Source organism: Falsiroseomonas oleicola, assembly GCF_019029495.1.
GTDB classification, from domain to species: domain Bacteria; phylum Pseudomonadota; class Alphaproteobacteria; order Acetobacterales; family Acetobacteraceae; genus Falsiroseomonas; species Falsiroseomonas oleicola.
Map to the genome: position 1 here is coordinate 436,162 of NZ_JAERQM010000001.1, position 13,672 is coordinate 449,833.

Below are 13,672 nucleotides of genomic sequence, written 5' to 3' on the forward strand. Positions count from 1 at the left end.
GTCGCCATGCGCCCTGCCCTGATCCTTCTCGCCCTGCTCCTCGCGCTGCCCGCCGCCGCGCAGACCCAGCGTTCCTATGACAGCCAGGGCCGTTCGACCGGCCGGGCGGAGACGCGCGGCGACACCACCCGCTACTACGACAGCCAGGGCCGCAGCATCGGCCGGTCGGAAACCCGCGATGGCGTCACCCGCCACTACGATGCCCAGGGCCGGTCCACCGGCCGCAGCGAGCAGCGCGGTGGCACGCAGCGGCACTATGACGCCCAGGGCCGGTCCAGCGGCCGCAGCGAGCAGCGTGGCGATACCCGGCGGGACTACGACGCCAGCGGCCGCAGCCAGGGCCGGGCGGAACAGCGCGGCGACACGCAGAGGCTCTACGATGCCCAGGGACGCAGCCAGGGGCGCGTGGAAAAGCGCTGATCAGCGCGTCGCGGCCTCCAGGAAATCAAGCAGCGCCGCCAGTTCCTCGGCATTGCCCACGGTCTGCACCGGCATGCGGGTGCCCGGAGTCACCTGGTCCGGGCCGCGGGTGAACAGATCCGCCACCGTCTCCCGCGTCCAGACGATGTCGCCCTGTGCCAGGCGGTCGGAATAGGCATAGCCGGGCAGCGTGCCCATGCGGCGGCCGAACAGCTCGTGCAGATGCGGACCGGCCATGGGGCCGGACTCCGCCGTCAGGGCATGGCAGGCGGCGCAGGCCCGAAACACACGCGCACCCTCCGGATGCAGGCCGGCCGGGACCGGATCGGCGGGCGGTGGCCCCTCCACGGGGCCCATCGGCCGGCCGGTCGCGGCATTCCAGCGCCGCACCCGGCGGTCCGTGCCGCCGGTGAACAGGCTGCGTCCGTCCGGCGCCCAGGCGACCGACCAGACCGGCAGGCCCGGCCCTTCCAGCGTGTGGCGCAGCCGCAGCGCCGCGACCTCCCACACCGTCACGCTGCCGCCGAGGCCGGCGGCGGCCAGCGCCGTGCCGTCCGGGCTGGCGGCCAAAGCGACGATGGGGCGCGGGCTGGCCTGCACCTCCCGCAGCCCGCCATCGGGCGCGACCAGCCGCAGCATGCCATCGGCGCCGCCGAGGGCCAGCACGCCCTCGGGCAATGCCAGCAGGGCATTCAGCGGTAGGCCGAATTCGGCGAGGGTCAGCGGCGCCTGCCCTTCCGGCCAGAGGCGCAGCATGCCGTCGAAGCCGGCGGTCGCCACCAGCCCGTCACTGCGGAAGGCGACGGCGTTCACCTGGCCCTGATGCCCTTCCAGCACCCGCACCGGCGCGCCACCCGCCAGATCCCAGACCCGCGCCGTGCCGTCCCAGGAGGCCGAGGCCAGCCGCCCGGATTGCACCGCCAGCCCCGCGACCGGCCCATCATGTCCCACCAGCACCCGCAGCGGCTGCGCGCCCGGGGCGGGCGGCCAGAGCGCCACCTGCCCATCCTCCCCGCTACTCGCAAAAATCCCGCCCGGCAGCGCGGCGAGGGCGTTCACCGCGCCCTGGTGCCAGCGCACCACCGCCCGCGCCTGCGCCGCATCCGGCTGCCACAGGATCATCGCCTGGTCGAAGCCGCCAGAGGCCAGCGTGCCATCCGCCGCCACCGCCAGCGCCCGCACCGGCCCGCCATGCACCGCCACCTGCGCCGCGGCGGGGGTCAGGCTCAGCAGCAAGGCGAGAAGCAGGATACGCATGGCGGCAGGATGCCCTCTCCGCGCCGCTGGTCTAGGCTTTCCGCGCAAACAGACGGGAATGTGCGCGGATGACCCAGGATATCGCGACCGAAGTGTTTTGGGCGCGGCTGACCGCGGCCGAGATCCAGGCCCGCGCGACGCCGGAGACGGTGGTGCTGATCCCCATCGCCTCCATCGAGCAGCATGGGCCGCATCTGGCCGTGGGCGTGGACACGGTGCTGGCCGGGGCGGTGGCGGAGCGCACGGCGCGGCGGCTGCTGGCCGCGGGCACCCCGGCACTGGTCACCCCCACCATCTGGTCAGGCCTCGCCGAGCATCACATGCCCTTCGGCGGCACCATGACTCTCGACCTCGCCACCTTCTCCGCCCTGATCGGCGGCATCGCCCGCAGCGTGGCGCGGCACGGTTTTCGACGGATCGCCCTGGTCAACGGCCATGGCGGCAATACCGAGGCGGTGGCGAGCGCGGCCATCGAGCTGACCCGCAGCCTTGGCGTTCCGGTGGTCGGGCTGACCTATTGGCTGGCCAATGCCGACACCTTCGGCCCGATCCTCGAAACCCAGCCCAATGTCATGCATGCCTGCGAGGCCGAGACCTCCATGATGATGGCGCTGGCCCCCGACTGCGTGCGCGCGGACCGGATCGAGGCCGCAGTGCCGAAGCGCGGCGCGCCCCCCGCCCCGCCCGGCTTCAAGCGCAGCCGCCCCTTCACCGAACTGACCGATACCGGCGTGATCGGCGACCCGCGCACCGCCAGCGCGGCGAAGGGCGAGCGGTTGCTGGAGGCGGCGGCGCGACGCCTGGCGGAGGAATTCGCCCGGCCCGAACTCTGGGCCTGAACTCTGGGCCTGAAGTGGCTCAGGCAATCAGATCGGCGGTGGTGAACTGCGCCTTGGTCAGCCCGGCCAGCAATACTCCGTCGCCGGCGCCGAGATCGAAGCGCAGCCCCCCGCTCACATTGGCGGCGAGGGCGAGCAGGGCCGAAGGGTCCTTGCCGAAGCCGGTCAGGGCCAGGCGGTCCGTGCCCGGCAGGAAGTCCTCGATCCGGTCGAAGCCGTCGCCTGGCCGCAGCAGGAAGATGTCCGCCCCCGCCCCGCCCAGCAGCGTGTCATTGCCGCCCCGCCCTTCCAGCATATCCGCCCCGGCTCCGCCTTCCAGCCGGTTGGCGAGCGCATTGCCGACCAGCAGGTTCGCCAGGTCGTTGCCGATGCCCGTCACCGCGCCGCTGCCCAGCAGCAGCACATCCACCGCATCGGGCAACACGGTGCGGGAGATGGCGCCGACCAGCGTATCGACGCCTTCCCCCGCCCGCTCCAACACCACATCGCCGGCATGGTCCACACGGTAGCGGTCGTGGCCGGTGCCGCCGATCATGGTATCCGCACCCGCCCCGCCATCCAGCACATCATCCCCGGCGCGGCCTTCCAGCAGGTCGTTGCCGTCGCCGCCCTGAAGGTGGTTCATCCCGTCATTGCCGCGCAGCGTGTCCGCCCCCGCACCGCCGATGGCATTCTCGATCAGCGAGGCTTGGTTGCCCTGGTACAGCAGGGCGTTGAAGACATTGCCATCCGCGAACTTCTCCTGCCCCACCCGGGTGTCGAGCTGGGCGAGCTGCGCCGTGCTGAGGACGGAAGAGCCCCCCGGCGCCAGATCCACCGAGACGCCGCTGGCATAGTTGGACAGGTCGTAGGTATCGATGCCACCGCCATCCCAGATGGTCAGGAACACGCGATTCGCGCCGGGCGCGCCCTGGCCGACGCCGTCGATCAGCGTTTCCCCGGTCAGCGGATTCCAGCTGTAGCGGGTATGGCCGGCGCGGGCCGAGTAGTCGGCGCCATACAGGTGCTGCAAGGCGGCGATGTCCAGCATCATCCAGCTCTGCGCATAGTCGTTGGCGCCATTGGTGTAGCCGGCGCCGACCGTCGCCCCCTCATAGGAGCGATAGGACATGACGGTGTACTGCATCATGTCCCAGTCCAGCGGCATGACGCCGAAGCTGTTCGCATATTCATGCGGATGCTTCAGGCCGAGCGCATGGCCCAGCTCATGCACCGCCACCGCGAAGCCATAGCTGCCGAGGGTCGGGGTGATGAAGCTGGACCGGCTGCCGAACCAGACATCGCCGCCTTCCCGCCCATTCGGATAATAGGCCCAGGCGGTGGAGGGGACGGAGGATTTGGCGATGCGGATATCCGCCGTCCAATCCTCGGTCGCCTCCCGCAGGTTCAGGTTGGTGAAGCCGGTGACGGAGACGCCGGGGCTGCCCGGGCCACCCGCGGCCTCCCCCACCAGGATCTTGCGCACGGCATCGCGCATGGCGGCGCTGACCTGGCCGAAGCCGCGCGTCGGCTCGCTGGTGCCGTACCAGCCTTCGTAGTCGCTGCTGCTGTCGGGGAAGGAGAAGGTGACGGCGCCGGACATGTCCCAGGCATAGCCGCTGAGCACCCCATCGACGCCGGCATGGCCGGAACCGACGAACTCGAATCGCGGCGCGGCTTCCGCAGGCTGATCCGCGCGCAGCGCGGTCCCGGGTTGATCTGCGCGCAGCGCCGAGCCGACGCCTTTGGCGTCCTGAGTGGCCCCCGTTTGGGGCCGGCAGAGCCAGCACATAGGGCTTCACGTCCGGATCGTCTGGCGCATCGGCCCGCGGACGGGCCCAGGGCCGCTTCCTGCGGCCGGTGACCTGCCCCGGTGCCTGCCCTCCGCCTGTTGCGGGGCCGATCGCGAGGCCCGCGCCAGCAGGCCCCGCCCGGATGTTCTACCGTGGCGCGATGAACCGGCCGTGAATAACCGCTGAGAGGATGGTTGTGCGCCGGCGCGGCCTGCGCTACCCGAAGGCCGCCGGCCGGATGGGGCGTAGCCAAGCGGTAAGGCAGCGGTTTTTGGTACCGCCATTCCCAGGTTCGAATCCTGGCGCCCCAATCAGCCCGGTCGGCGTGTCGCTGGCGGTTTCCGTTTTTTGAGACGGCCGTCGCGCGACAGCGCCCGCGGAGATGGTGCAGGAACGACAGAGCCCGGGGCGCATAGCGAAGCCCCTGTGGCGCCTCCCGCCCGCAAGGTGGGATGTCGGGACGACCGCGAGACCGCCCGCCGAAGGCCAAGGCGGTGCCGCTGGAACTGCCCCCCCACCCTGGTGCTACAGGTCTTCTTGTTGATCGGCATGCTGATGATGAGCCGCACGGCGCTGTTCGCCGCCTTCTTCTCCACTGTCGCGGTCGTGCTGGTCGGCTCCCTCCGCAAATCGCCCCGCATGGGTCTGCGCGAGCCTCTCCACCGCCATTGCCTGCGCCGCGGTGGGCTTCATCGTCATCAGCGTCGGGTTCACGGGCGTAGGGCCGCGGTTCACCCAATCGATCCCCGTTCCTGCTGCGGACGCCCAACCGCCGGCCATGAAGTCCGGCTTCACCGCGATGCGTGAAGGCCGCGCGGCACGCTATTCGTTCAGCCCCTTGCCCGGATAGGGGTGGGTCGCCGCGAAGTGGCGCGCGATATCGACCCGCTTCGCGATCCACACGTCACGGCGCTGCATCATGTAGTCCAGCAGGCGCTGCAATCCGGCCGCCCGCGCCGGATGGCCGATCAGCCGCATATGCAGCCCCACCGACATCATCTTCGGCCTGCGCGCGCCTTCGGCATACAGCATGTCGAAGGCATCGCGCACGAAGGCGAACCACTGGTCCGCATTGCCGGTGACGCCATTGTACTTGCCATCATTGTTCGTCAACGAATACGGCACCACCAGGCGGCCCTGCCCTTCCACCGTGACCCAGAAGGGCAGTTCCTCGCCGTAGTAGTCGCTGTCATACAGGAAGCCACCATGTTCGGTGACCAGGCGGCGCGTGTTCACCGAGGGTCCGTAGCGGCAGTACCAGCCATCCGGCTTCTGGCCGAGCGTGCGTTCCAGGCTGGTCACGGCCCGCGCGATATGCTCGCGCTCCTCCGCCTCGGTCAGTTCATAGTGCTTCACCCAGCGCCAGCCATGGCAGCAGATGTCGTAGCCGGCGTCCCGAATGGCCGCCGCCGCCTCAGGATTGCGTTCCAGCGCCAGCGCGCAGGCGAAGATCGTCACCGGCAGGCCACGTTCCTGAAACAGCCGGTGCAGTCGCCAGAAGCCGACACGGCTGCCATATTCGAACATGCCCTCCGCCGCCAGGTCGCGGCCCTTGGGGATCGGCGTGGTGCCGTGGGATTCGGTGTGGCCGTTTTCCGTGTAGCCCTCGCCATCCTGCACGGAGGGCTCGGAGCCTTCCTCGTAGTTGATGACGAAATTCACCGCGAGCCGCGCGCCGCCGGGCCATTTCGGATCGGGCGGATTGCCACCATAGCCGATGTAGTCGCGCTTCACCTCATAGGTCATGCCGCATCTCCATCCAGATCGACTTCGAAGGGGGCGACCTCGACGAACTCCTCATCCGTCGTGGTGCCGTCCTTCCACATGAACACCGCGAAGCGACCGGGCTGGTCGATGACGGTGAAGGGGTGATGCCAGACATTGGCACCATAGGTGACGCCCTGATCCGCGCGGGCGACAAAGGCCCGTGCCTTCGCCATGTCCGGCCCGCCATCCGCCGCATGGGGCGCGACAATCGCGATCCAGCGCCCGCCCCCCATCGGCACGAAGGATTGCGAGGAATACTGGTGCCGCTCCATCGTCGTGGAGAGAATCGGCAGGGCATTCGGCGTCTTGAAGGTGAAGGACAGGCTGGGCGCCGCCTGCGCACGGCGACTGGACAATGCGGCCTCGGCATAGATGCGCCCGGGCGTCGGCGGCGCGCTCAGCACGTCGCCGAATTCGGCGAAGGCTTCGCTGGTCAGGGGCTTGGCGATCAGGCGCATGCATCAGCCTCGGCTATGGGGAAGGAAGCAGGTCGTCTCAGGGCGGCGCGGGGTCGACCTGGCCGACCAGCCGCAATCCGAACCTTCTCGGAGTGAACGTCCATCGCTTGGCGTGCCACGACCGCATCACCGCGGCTCAGCGCCTCGATCAGTCGCACATGCTCATGGCCCTGGGCCACGAATTGCAGCGGCATGCGCGCCAGGTTGCACATGCGGGCCTTGGCGCGCAGATCCCTGATGAGGGCTGCGAGAAGCGGCACGCCGCAGCCTTGCGCGATCAGCGCATGCAGCGCAGCGTCGAGGCGGCCGGCCGCCAGTGCCGCGGCCTCGTTTTCCAGCAAGCGCCGAACGCGCAGGTTCTGAAGCACCTCATCGCGCGAGAAAATGCGGATGACAACGCTGCCATTGCCAAGCCGCGTCACCAGGCCCTCCCCCTCCAGCCGCTCCGAGAGGTTCGCCCGCATGCCCGACAGGCAGTCGGCAAGCCGCCCCGCCTCCCCCCATCACCCTGATGCTTCGCCTCAGACGTCACGGACACCTGCCTCGGACCGCTATCTCTGCTCATAGGCGCGCACCCCCCTTCGCCGCAATGTCCTGCGAATGGGCAAATCTGCGGCTCACCATCCATTATGCTGAAAATTGTCGCTGTTCATGCGCAAAACATGACAGATGGGATATTTTGGTATCCTAGCGGTGTCCGCGCGCCGCCCCGCTCTTCCCGAGGAGGTCGCGATCATGCGCCCCGCCGCAACAGCCCCTCAACCCCGCCTTCCTCGATCGCTACCCGCATGACCTTTCCGGCGGCCAGCGCCCGCGCATCGGCATCGCGCGCGCATTGTCGGTGGAGCCGGACCTGCTGGTGCTGCCGGTGAGTGCGCTGGACGTCTCGGTCCAGGCGCAGATCGGCAATCTGCTGGACGGGCTGCAGTGCCGGCTTGGCCTGACGCTGCTGTTCATCTCGCATGATCTGAACGTGCTGCATCACCTCGCGGATCGTGTGGCGGTGATGGATCTCGGCCGCATCGCGCATACAGGGCCGGTCGCGCCGCTCTATGCCGCGCCAAAGCATCCCTGCACGCAGCTTCTGCTCTCCGCCGTCGCGCCGGCCGCGCCTTCCATCCGCGCTGCCCCCACGCCATGCTGCGATGTTCCAGTGAGCGCCCTGAATTGCGGGCATTACCCGATGGCACGGCGGTCGCCTGCCATCTGCAGGACTGACCAAGGGAGAGAGAGCACATGCGACTCAGGGACAAGGTCGTCATCGTCACCGGCGGCGCATCGGGCATCGGCCGCGCCATTTCCATTCTCTTCGCCAAGGAAGGCGCCACCGTCGCCATCGGTGACCTGACGGAGACGGTGAAGGAAGGCGGTGAGCCGACCCGCAAGCTGATCGAGGAAGCTGGCGGCACCGCGCGCTTTCACACCTGCGACGTCTCGAAATGGGACGATGTCGACGCGCTGGTGAGGAAGACCGTGGCCGAATTCGGCAAGCTCGACGTCATCGTCAACAACGCCGCCACGCTCGGCAGCGGCACCAGGCTGCTGGAGACGAGCGAGGCGGATTGGGACCATGTGATGGCGGTGAATGCGAAAGGCGTCTTCTTCGGCTGCAAGCGCGCGATCCAGCAATTCCTGACGCAGCCGGTTGTCGGCGATGCGCGCGGCCGCATCGTCAATATCTCCTCCCAGCACGGCATGGTCTGCGCGCCGGGCAAGATCGCCTATGGCACGGGCAAGGCGGCCGCCGTCTACATCACGCGCCAGGTCGCGGTGGATTATGCGGATGACAACATCATCTGCAACGCGGTCGCCCCCGGCCGGATCCTGACAGGCAAGCCGCTGGGCGGGCCGGGCTCGGATTCGCTCGACTATTCGAAGGCGCGCACGCCGATGCCCCGCCTCGGCCGGCCCGGCGACATCGCCAGCGCCGCGCTGTTCCTGGCGAGCGACGACGCCACCTATATCACCGGCCACAACCTGATGGTCGATGGTGGCTGGATGGCCTACTGACGACGACGTTTCTCGTCACCGGCGCCACCGGCTTCGTCCGCCTGCACATCGTCTCCGCGCTGCTGGCGCGGGCGATGAAGGTTGTGGGTGTCGGACATGCGCCGGCACCTACCGATGCGCGCACCGCATTGCCGGGCCGTGATCGCGTCACCTGGCACATCGCCGATCCGCGGGATGTGGATGCCGTGCAGGCATTGTTCGCGCAGCGGAAGCCGCAGCGCGTGGTGCATGGCGCCGCCTGGCCGCGACGGCCGCCGTCAAATGACGTGACGTCGCCCGGATCATGGTGATCGCGTCGCGAGCATGCCGGACACGTCCGCATGCCCATCCCGCACCCGCTGTGGCCTATCGCAGACGTGAGGATGTAACCGTCGGGCTCTTCAGATGTGGCACAGCGTTATTGCCCCTGAAAATCACCGGGGCGACCGCAGACATGTTTCCGCACATCGACGAGACGTCCTCCGCATCGAATTCTTCAGGCGGTCAATTTCATCCCTATTCGGTCCGAAGTGGAAGTCGCAATAATTCTTCCTCTACGATAATTTGCCTGTCGCATCTCCGCTGGGACTTCGTCTTTCAGCGGCCGCAGCATCTCATGACCCGTGCCGCGCAGAACCATGACGTCATTTTCTTTGAGGAGCCGATTTTCCAACCTGGCATTCTGCCACGGCTGGACCTCTCTCCCCGCGAAGGCGGTGTCATCGTCGCCGTCCCGATGCTGCCGGAGGGTCTGCCGCAGAACATGGTGGTGGGGCAGCAACGCAGCATGCTGGACGACCTGCTCGCCAGCCGAGCGGGGCGCCGGCTCACCGCGTGGTTCTACACCCCGATGGCGATGGCCTTCGCCAACCACATCACCGCCGATGTGACCGTCTATGACTGCATGGATGAGCTTTCCGCCTTCCGTGGCGCACCGCCGGCGATGCTGCGGATGGAACAGGCGCTGATCGACCAAGCCGATCTGGTGTTCACCGGCGGCCGCAGCCTGCACGACGCGAAGCGCCACCGGCATCCGCACGTCCATTGCTTCCCCTCCTCGATCGACACCGCTCATTTCGGCCAGTCCCGCGCCGGCCTGCCGGAGCCGGAGGCGCTGAAGGGCCTGCCGCATCCGCGCATCGGCCTCTTCGGCGTGGTCGATGAGCGCATGGACCTCGATCTCGTGGCGGAAATCGCCGCGCGCCGGCGCGATTGGTCGGTGGTGATCATCGGCCCGGTGGTGAAGGTCGATCCGGCCAGCCTGCCGCAGGGGCCCAACCTGTCCTGGCTCGGAGGGCGCGGCTACGCCGCCTTGCCTGCCTATCTCGCGAACTGGGATCTGGGCTTCATGCCCTTCGCGCTGAACGAGAGCACGCGCTTCATCAGCCCGACCAAGACTCCTGAATTCCTCGCTGCCGGCCTGCCTGTCGTCTCGACCCCCGTGGTCGACGTGGTGCGCGACTATGGCGATGCCGGTCTGGTGGAGATCGCCGCGACGGCGGAGGAAATGGTGGCCCATGCCGACGCGCTGCTGCATCGCCCGCGCGCGGCCTGGCTCGCCAGGGTCGATGCACAATTGTCGACCAATTCCTGGGATCTCACCTGGGCCCGGATGTCCGGCCTGATCCGGCAGGCTGCACGGCCGATGCAGATGCCGCAGGCGACCGCCGGTGGCGGCCCGTTCGTGACCGCCGCCGCCGCGGGGGTGGCCAATGTTTGACTGGCTCATCGTCGGGGCGGGCTTCGCCGGATCGGTGCTGGCGGAGCGGCTGGCGCGGGAACGCGGTGACCGCGTCCTGGTCATCGACAAGCGTGACCACATCGGCGGCAATGCCTTTGACCATCATGATGCGGCGGGCGTGCTGATCCATCGCTATGGTCCGCACATCTTCCACACGAACAGCGAGGCGGTCTTCGCCCATCTGTCCCGTTTCACCGAGTGGCGGCCCTACGAACACCGCGTCCTGGCGGAGGTGCGAAGCCCCGTCACCGGCGCCACGCTGCAGGTGCCGATGCCGATCAACCTCGACACCATCAACACGCTCTACAATCTGAACCTGACCGAGACGGAGCTGGAGGGCTGGTTCGCCAGCCGCGCCGAGCAGGTGGCCGAGGTCCGGACCTCGGAGGATGTGGTTGTCGGCAAGGTGGGGCGCGAGCTCCACGAACTCTTCTTCCAGGGCTATACGCGGAAGCAGTGGGCGCTGGACCCGAGCGCGCTCGACAAGTCGGTGACATCGCGCGTGCCGACACGCACGAACCGCGACGACCGCTACTTCACCGACCAGTTCCAGGCCATGCCGAAGCATGGCTACACCGCGATGTTCGAACGCATGCTCGACCATCCCGGCATCACCATCCGCACCGGCATGGACTTCGCGGAGGCGCGCCAGCGCTTCAGCTTCCGCCGCGTCATCTGGACCGGCCCGGTCGACGAATATTTCGGCTTCCGCCACGGCAAACTGCCCTATCGCAGCCTGCGATTCCGGCATGAGACGCTCGACCAGGACCAGGTCCTGCCGACAGGTACGGTGAACCATCCCGCGGAGGACACGCCCTATACCCGCGTCTCCGAATACAAGCACATGACGGGCCAGGCGCATCCGAAGACGAGCATCACCTACGAATTCCCGAGCGCGGAAGGCGACCCCTACTACCCCATCCCGCGTCCCGAGAATCAGGCCCTGTACAAGCGCTACGAGGCGCTGGCCGACGCGGAAGCCGATACCTGGTTCGTCGGGCGCCTCGCGACCTATCGCTACTACAACATGGACCAGGTGGTGGCGCAGGCGCTCGCGACCTTCCGTCGCATCGAGGCCGAACTGCCCCGCCACCCCGTACCCGAATCCATTCTTGCCGCCGGTGATTGAGGCCGATGCCCCCGAAAGCCTTGCCGTCGGCATGAGCCTGTTTCCCAGCTTCTTTCTCGGCGGCTTCGAATGCTCCACCCACCGCCGTTCCGACGGTCGCCGGCTGGACCTTGTCGCCTCCACCCGCCACGACCTGCTGGCGGAGGAGGACTACGCCGCGCTGGCCGCGCACGGGTTGCTGGGTGCGCGTGATGGCGCGCGCTGGCATCTCATCGAACGCAATCCGGGCGAATACGATTGGGCCTCGCTTCTGCCGGTCGTCCGCGCCGCGAAGAAGGCCGGCGTCCGTGTCGCCTGGGACCTCTGCCACTACGGCTATCCCGACCATCTGCATCCCCTGCGCGATGGATTCGAGGAGGCCATGGCGCGCTACGCCGAAGCCCTCGCCTGCTTCCTGCTGGCAGAGGAAGGCGCGCCGCCCATCCTGTGCCCGGTGAATGAGATCTCCTTCTGGGCCTGGGCCGGGGGCGAGGTGGCGCACTTCAATCCCGGCCTGCGGAACCGGGGGGATGCGCTGAAGAACAGGCTGGTGATGGCCTTCCTGAAGGCCGGGCAAGCGGCCCGCCGGGCGGTTCCCGGAACAAGGCTGATCGCGGTCGATCCGCTGATCCATGTCATGCCCAGCCGGCCGCAGGACCGCGCGATCGCACGGGCACAGGATGACTCGCAATGGGGCGCATGGGACGCGCTGCTGGGACTGAGCCGGCCCGAACTGGGCGGTGCCCCTGACAGCTTCGACGTGATGGGCGTGAACTACTACTGGAACAACCAGTGGGAACGGCAGGGCAATGCCGGCCGGACGGTCAGGATCGGAGACCCGCGCCACCGCCCCTTCCGTGAACTGCTTCTGGCCGCATATGCGCGCGGCCGGCGCCCCCTGATGGTGGCGGAAACCAGCGTGGAGGGTGCGCCGCGTGCCGCCTGGCTGCGCTACATCGGCAACGAGGTCCGCGCCGCCATGCGCCTCGGCACCCCCATCCAGGGCATCTGCCTCTATCCTGTCATATCCCATCCGGGCTGGGACAACGATCGCTACTGCCCGAATGGCCTGTTCGAGATGAAGCCGCTGCATGGCCGCCGCCCGGTCGTCGCAGAGTTCGCGCAGGAGTTGCGTCGCCAGCAGCAACTGTTCGACGTGTTCCTGGCAGGTGAGGATGTGGCGGATGAGGGGGATGCCGCGGCGGCCTTTGGCAGCGTCTGGCGGAACGAGGCGAAGCGGCTGGGCGTTGCCGAAAGCGCGTTCAGCGTCTGACCCCCCTTCGTCAAGGTGGCAAGCAGCCGCCTGTCCTTCGACTCCTCACCGCCCCTTCTCCTCCAGCACCTGCTCCACCGCCTCCACATAGGCGGCCGAGAGGCGCGACAGCGGGTGATGCGCCTGGGTCATCAGCGTCACCGGCAGGCGCAGCGAGGGGCGGAAGGGGCGCCAGCCGAGGCCGGCCAGGGCACTGTGGCGCATCAGACCATCCACCACGGCCACACCGCCGCCCTGCAGCACATGCGCGGCGGCGACGACGCTCATCGTCACCTGCAGCACCATTTCCCGCCGCAGGCCCGCCGCCTCGAAGGCCTGGTCCAGCATCGCGCCGAAATAGGTCTCGCCGCCGAAGGAGATCAGCTCATGCCGCGCCAGATCGACCGGCGTCACCGCCTTCAGCCTGAGCAGCGCGTGGCCTTCCGGCGCGATGCAGATCATCTCCGGCGTGCCCAGGCTGCGCACCGCCAGCCCCGGCAATTGCACGGGTGACAGCGCCAGGCCGAAATCGGCCTCCCCGGCGATCACCGCCTCCGCCACCTCCCGCGCCGGCAGCAGGTGGGAGGAGATGCGCACCGCCGGATGGCTGCGGCGGAAGCGCATCGCCGCCATCGGCAGCAGGGTGGTGGCGCAGGAGGATGAGGCGGCGACGCGCACCAGCCCGGCGCCCCCGGTCCGTACCTCCCCGGTCAGGCGCTGGAAGGCGGCCAGGTCGCGGATGATCCGATCGGCATCGGGCAGCAGCCGCTCGGCCTCCGGCGTCGGATAGAGCCGGCCCTTGATCGGCCGTAGCAGCTTGAAGCCGAGCCGGCGCTCCGCGAGCTGGATCGCCTTGCTGACCGCGGGCTGGGAGATGCCGAGGAAGCTCGCCGCCCCGGTCACCGTGCCGCTGCGCATCACCGCGTGGAAGATCTCCAACTGCCGGGCATTCATCGCCGCACCCCACCCGATATCCCATAACCGATGGTTATGCCCTTTCCGCGCCTTCTCGGTCGACCCCCGCGACGGTCCGGGCATAGTGGGGTGTGACAGGCTGAAGACGGAGTGC

At 68.5% G+C, this 13,672-nt stretch carries 15 protein-coding genes and 1 tRNA gene; 8 read left to right on the top strand and 8 right to left on the bottom strand.

Features of this window, described 5'->3' with window-relative positions; translation table 11 throughout:
• The first annotated feature begins 6 nt into the window (after positions 1-6).
• Positions 7-420, top strand: a complete 414-nt coding sequence (locus tag JJQ90_RS02210) for a hypothetical protein (RefSeq protein WP_216872815.1) — start codon at positions 7-9, stop codon at positions 418-420.
• Here the strand turns inward: JJQ90_RS02210 and JJQ90_RS02215 are convergent, their stop codons facing one another.
• On the bottom strand, positions 421-1,677 hold the full coding sequence (locus tag JJQ90_RS02215; protein WP_216872816.1) for a c-type cytochrome: 1,257 nt from the start codon (positions 1,675-1,677) through the stop codon (positions 421-423).
• Positions 1,678-1,745: 68 nt separating this feature from the next.
• Here JJQ90_RS02215 and JJQ90_RS02220 point away from each other — a divergent pair, with 68 nt between their 5' ends.
• Positions 1,746-2,516 carry a creatininase family protein gene (locus JJQ90_RS02220; RefSeq protein ID WP_216872817.1) on the top strand — a complete coding sequence of 257 codons (771 nt, stop codon included), beginning with the start codon at positions 1,746-1,748 and terminating at the stop codon, positions 2,514-2,516.
• Positions 2,517-2,535: 19 nt separating this feature from the next.
• On the opposite strand, the gene JJQ90_RS02225 is transcribed toward JJQ90_RS02220, so the two are convergent.
• Positions 2,536-4,122, bottom strand: coding sequence for a M10 family metallopeptidase (locus JJQ90_RS02225; RefSeq protein ID WP_216872818.1), 1,587 nt, complete (start codon positions 4,120-4,122; stop codon positions 2,536-2,538).
• 405 nt (positions 4,123-4,527) lie between these two features.
• On the opposite strand from JJQ90_RS02225, the gene JJQ90_RS02230 reads away from it, so the two are divergent.
• Positions 4,528-4,599 (top strand) — tRNA-Gln (locus JJQ90_RS02230).
• A gap of 214 nt (positions 4,600-4,813) precedes the next feature.
• Here the strand turns inward: JJQ90_RS02230 and JJQ90_RS02235 are convergent.
• From JJQ90_RS02235 to JJQ90_RS27420, 5 genes are all read right to left on the bottom strand, one after another.
• Positions 4,814-4,987: a hypothetical protein gene (locus tag JJQ90_RS02235; protein WP_216872819.1), complete on the bottom strand. Its 174-nt coding sequence runs from the start codon at positions 4,985-4,987 to the stop codon at positions 4,814-4,816.
• A gap of 123 nt (positions 4,988-5,110) precedes the next feature.
• Positions 5,111-6,034: an allantoinase PuuE gene (locus JJQ90_RS02240; RefSeq protein WP_216872820.1), complete on the bottom strand. Its 924-nt coding sequence runs from the start codon at positions 6,032-6,034 to the stop codon at positions 5,111-5,113.
• Entirely contained in the window at positions 6,031-6,513 is a 483-nt protein-coding gene (locus JJQ90_RS02245) for an ureidoglycolate lyase (RefSeq protein ID WP_216872821.1), read from the bottom strand. Before JJQ90_RS02245 ends, JJQ90_RS02240 begins: the two co-directional genes overlap by 4 nt.
• Positions 6,504-6,977, bottom strand: a complete 474-nt coding sequence (locus tag JJQ90_RS02250; protein WP_216872822.1) for an FCD domain-containing protein — start codon at positions 6,975-6,977, stop codon at positions 6,504-6,506. Before JJQ90_RS02250 ends, JJQ90_RS02245 begins: the two co-directional genes overlap by 10 nt.
• 269 nt (positions 6,978-7,246) lie before the next feature.
• Positions 7,247-7,582, bottom strand: a complete 336-nt coding sequence (locus JJQ90_RS27420; RefSeq protein ID WP_216872823.1) for a hypothetical protein — start codon at positions 7,580-7,582, stop codon at positions 7,247-7,249.
• Positions 7,583-7,749: 167 nt separating this feature from the next.
• Between JJQ90_RS27420 and JJQ90_RS02260 the strand changes: the two genes are divergently transcribed.
• From JJQ90_RS02260 to JJQ90_RS02280, 5 genes are all read left to right on the top strand, one after another.
• Complete coding sequence (locus JJQ90_RS02260; RefSeq protein WP_216872824.1) at positions 7,750-8,523, top strand: SDR family NAD(P)-dependent oxidoreductase; 774 nt, start codon at positions 7,750-7,752, stop codon at positions 8,521-8,523.
• Positions 8,524-8,585: 62 nt separating this feature from the next.
• A complete protein-coding gene (locus JJQ90_RS27600) occupies positions 8,586-8,813 on the top strand; it encodes a hypothetical protein (RefSeq protein WP_377098052.1) in 228 nt (75 codons plus the stop codon).
• Complete coding sequence (locus JJQ90_RS02270; RefSeq protein WP_216872825.1) at positions 8,807-10,222, top strand: glycosyltransferase; 1,416 nt, start codon at positions 8,807-8,809, stop codon at positions 10,220-10,222. The genes JJQ90_RS27600 and JJQ90_RS02270 overlap by 7 nt, the downstream gene beginning before the upstream one ends.
• Positions 10,215-11,372: a UDP-galactopyranose mutase gene (glf, locus tag JJQ90_RS02275; protein WP_216872826.1), complete on the top strand. Its 1,158-nt coding sequence runs from the start codon at positions 10,215-10,217 to the stop codon at positions 11,370-11,372. Before JJQ90_RS02270 ends, glf begins: the two co-directional genes overlap by 8 nt.
• Entirely contained in the window at positions 11,356-12,624 is a 1,269-nt protein-coding gene (locus JJQ90_RS02280) for a beta-glucosidase (protein ID WP_216872827.1), read from the top strand. Before glf ends, JJQ90_RS02280 begins: the two co-directional genes overlap by 17 nt.
• A gap of 45 nt (positions 12,625-12,669) precedes the next feature.
• Here the strand turns inward: JJQ90_RS02280 and JJQ90_RS02285 are convergent, their stop codons facing one another.
• On the bottom strand, positions 12,670-13,557 hold the full coding sequence (locus tag JJQ90_RS02285) for a LysR family transcriptional regulator (protein ID WP_216872828.1): 888 nt from the start codon (positions 13,555-13,557) through the stop codon (positions 12,670-12,672).
• Positions 13,558-13,672 lie beyond the last annotated feature (115 nt).

Bases quoted from the DNA above. Each gene is read 5' to 3' on its own strand.
- JJQ90_RS02240 (WP_216872820.1), bottom strand. From the start codon at position 6,034: ATGACCTATGAGGTGAAGCGCGACTACATCGGCTATGGTGGCAATCCG.
- JJQ90_RS02260 (WP_216872824.1), top strand. From the start codon at position 7,750: ATGCGACTCAGGGACAAGGTCGTCATCGTCACCGGCGGCGCATCGGGC.
- JJQ90_RS02270 (WP_216872825.1), top strand. From the start codon at position 8,807: ATGGTGATCGCGTCGCGAGCATGCCGGACACGTCCGCATGCCCATCCC.
- JJQ90_RS02285 (WP_216872828.1), bottom strand. From the start codon at position 13,557: ATGAATGCCCGGCAGTTGGAGATCTTCCACGCGGTGATGCGCAGCGGC.
- JJQ90_RS27420 (WP_216872823.1), bottom strand. From the start codon at position 7,582: ATGCTTTGGCGCGGCATAGAGCGGCGCGACCGGCCCTGTATGCGCGAT.
- JJQ90_RS02210 (WP_216872815.1), top strand. From the start codon at position 7: ATGCGCCCTGCCCTGATCCTTCTCGCCCTGCTCCTCGCGCTGCCCGCC.
- JJQ90_RS02220 (WP_216872817.1), top strand. From the start codon at position 1,746: ATGACCCAGGATATCGCGACCGAAGTGTTTTGGGCGCGGCTGACCGCG.
- JJQ90_RS02245 (WP_216872821.1), bottom strand. From the start codon at position 6,513: ATGCGCCTGATCGCCAAGCCCCTGACCAGCGAAGCCTTCGCCGAATTC.
- JJQ90_RS02250 (WP_216872822.1), bottom strand. From the start codon at position 6,977: ATGCGGGCGAACCTCTCGGAGCGGCTGGAGGGGGAGGGCCTGGTGACG.
- glf (WP_216872826.1), top strand. From the start codon at position 10,215: ATGTTTGACTGGCTCATCGTCGGGGCGGGCTTCGCCGGATCGGTGCTG.
- JJQ90_RS02215 (WP_216872816.1), bottom strand. From the start codon at position 1,677: ATGCGTATCCTGCTTCTCGCCTTGCTGCTGAGCCTGACCCCCGCCGCG.
- JJQ90_RS02235 (WP_216872819.1), bottom strand. From the start codon at position 4,987: ATGACGATGAAGCCCACCGCGGCGCAGGCAATGGCGGTGGAGAGGCTC.